This window comes from Micromonospora sp. MH33 (assembly GCF_003013775.1).
GTDB lineage: Bacteria > Actinomycetota > Actinomycetes > Mycobacteriales > Micromonosporaceae > Micromonospora > Micromonospora fulviviridis.
The window spans coordinates 1-2,063 of the sequence record NZ_MUYZ01000565.1; the positions used below are offsets into that span (position 1 = coordinate 1).

The window sequence follows — 2,063 nt, forward strand, 5'->3', positions numbered from 1 at the left end:
CTGGCGGACATCCGCACCCGGTACCCGGACATCCCGCGCCGGGTCTCCGGCTACAACCTCGACAGCCTCTTGCCGGAGAAGAACTTCCACGTCGCCCAGGCCCTGGTCGGCTCCGAGGGCACCCTGGTCACCATCCTGCGGGCCCGGCTGAAGCTGGTCCCGATCGTCAAGGCCGACGCGATGGTGTTCCTCAGTTACCCGGACATCGCCGCAGCCGGAGACGACGTGCCCCGCGTCCTGGAGCACAGGCCGATCGCGCTGGAGGGCATCGACGACAAGCTGGTCAGCTTCGAGCGGCGCAAGAGTCTGCATCCGCGCGCCCTGCACGAGCTGCCCGACGGCGGCGCCTGGCTGATGGTCCAGCTCGGCGCCGACACGCCCGAGCAGGCCCGCGCGGCGGCCGACCGGTTGATCGCCGCGGTCCGCCGGGACGGCGGACCGACGGTGCACGAGTTCGCCGATCCGGCCGACGAGAAGCGGATGTGGGCGGTCCGCGAGTCGGCGCTGGGCGCCACCGCCCACGTGCCCGATTCGGAGAACACCTGGCCGGGCTGGGAGGACTCCGCGGTCGCTCCCGACCGGCTCGGCGATTACCTGCGGGACCTCGAGCGGCTCTACCGGGAGCACGGCTACGAAGAGGCCTCCCTGTACGGGCACTTCGGCCAGGGCTGCGTGCACACCCGTATCCCGTTCCGGCTGCGCACCGCCGACGGCGTCCGCGACTTCCGGGCCTTCATTGAGCGGGCCGCCGACCTGGTCGCCTCCTACGGCGGCTCGTTCTCCGGCGAGCACGGCGACGGGCAGGCCCGCGGCGAACTGCTGCCGAAGATGTTCGGCGACCGGCTGATGAAGGCTTTCGGGCAGTTCAAGGCCATCTTCGACCCGGACGATCGGATGAACCCCGGTAAGGTCATGCCGCCCTATCCGCTGGACAGCCACCTACGGCTGGGCGTGAACTACGACCACGGCGCCGTGGAGACGGTCTTCGCCTACCCCGACGACGGCGGCAGCTTCGGCGAGGCGGTGCTGCGCTGCGTGGGCGTCGGCAAGTGCCGCCGCCACTCCGGCGGTGTCATGTGCCCCTCCTACATGGTCACGCGGGAGGAGGAGCACTCCACCCGCGGCCGGTCCCGCCTGTTGTTCGAGATGCTCGACGGGACCGCCAGGGGCGGCACGATCGGCGACGGCTGGCGTTCCGAGGCGGTGCGGGACGCGCTCGACCTGTGCCTGGCGTGCAAGGGCTGCAAGGCGGACTGCCCGGTGAACGTGGACATGGCCACCTACAAGGCCGAGTTCCTGTCCCACCACTACGCCGGCCGGCTGCGTCCCCGCCAGCACTACTCGATGGGTTGGCTGCCGCTGGTGGCCACCGCCGCGGCGCGCCTGCCGCGTACGGTCAACGCCCTCGCGCACGCGCCCGGGCTCAGCCGCCTGGCCAAGGCCGCCGGCGGGATCGACCAGCGACGCGACATCCCGGTCTTCGCGCCGGAGTCGTTCCAGCACTGGTTCGCCCGCCGCGCCCCGACCGGCGAGGGCTTCCGGGGGGACGTCGTTCTCTGGCCGGATACCTTCACCAACCACTTTCACCCGGGCATCGCCCGTGCGGCGGTGGAGGTGCTGGAGGCGGCCGGCTGGCGGGTACGGGTGCCGGACCGACCGGTGTGCTGCGGACTGACTTGGATCTCCACCGGGCAGCTGGACGTCGCGAAGTGGGTGCTGCGCCGTACGGTAGATGTGCTGCGTCCGTACCTGCGGGCCGGCACCCGGATCGTTGGGCTGGAGCCCAGCTGCACGGCGGTGTTCCGCAGCGACGCGTACGAGCTGTTCCCGGCCGACGACGACGTCACCCGGTTGCGAGAGCAGACGGTCACCCTCGCGGAGCTGCTGCACGACCACAGCCCGGGCTGGCAGCCGCCCCGGATCGCGGCACACGCCCTGATCCAGACCCACTGCCACCAGCACGCGATTCTCGGCACCGCGCCCGATCTGGCCGTCCTGTCCGCGGCCGGCGTCGACGCGCAGGTCCTGGACTCCGGCTGCTGCGGACTGGCCGGCAACTTCGG

Annotated in this window: 1 protein-coding gene; it reads left to right on the plus strand. The window is 71.7% G+C overall.

The window, feature by feature from the left end; genetic code table 11:
• Positions 1-2,063 (plus strand): FAD-linked oxidase C-terminal domain-containing protein (locus B0E53_RS35870; RefSeq protein ID WP_107079862.1); only part of this gene is annotated, 2,063 nt, incomplete at both ends.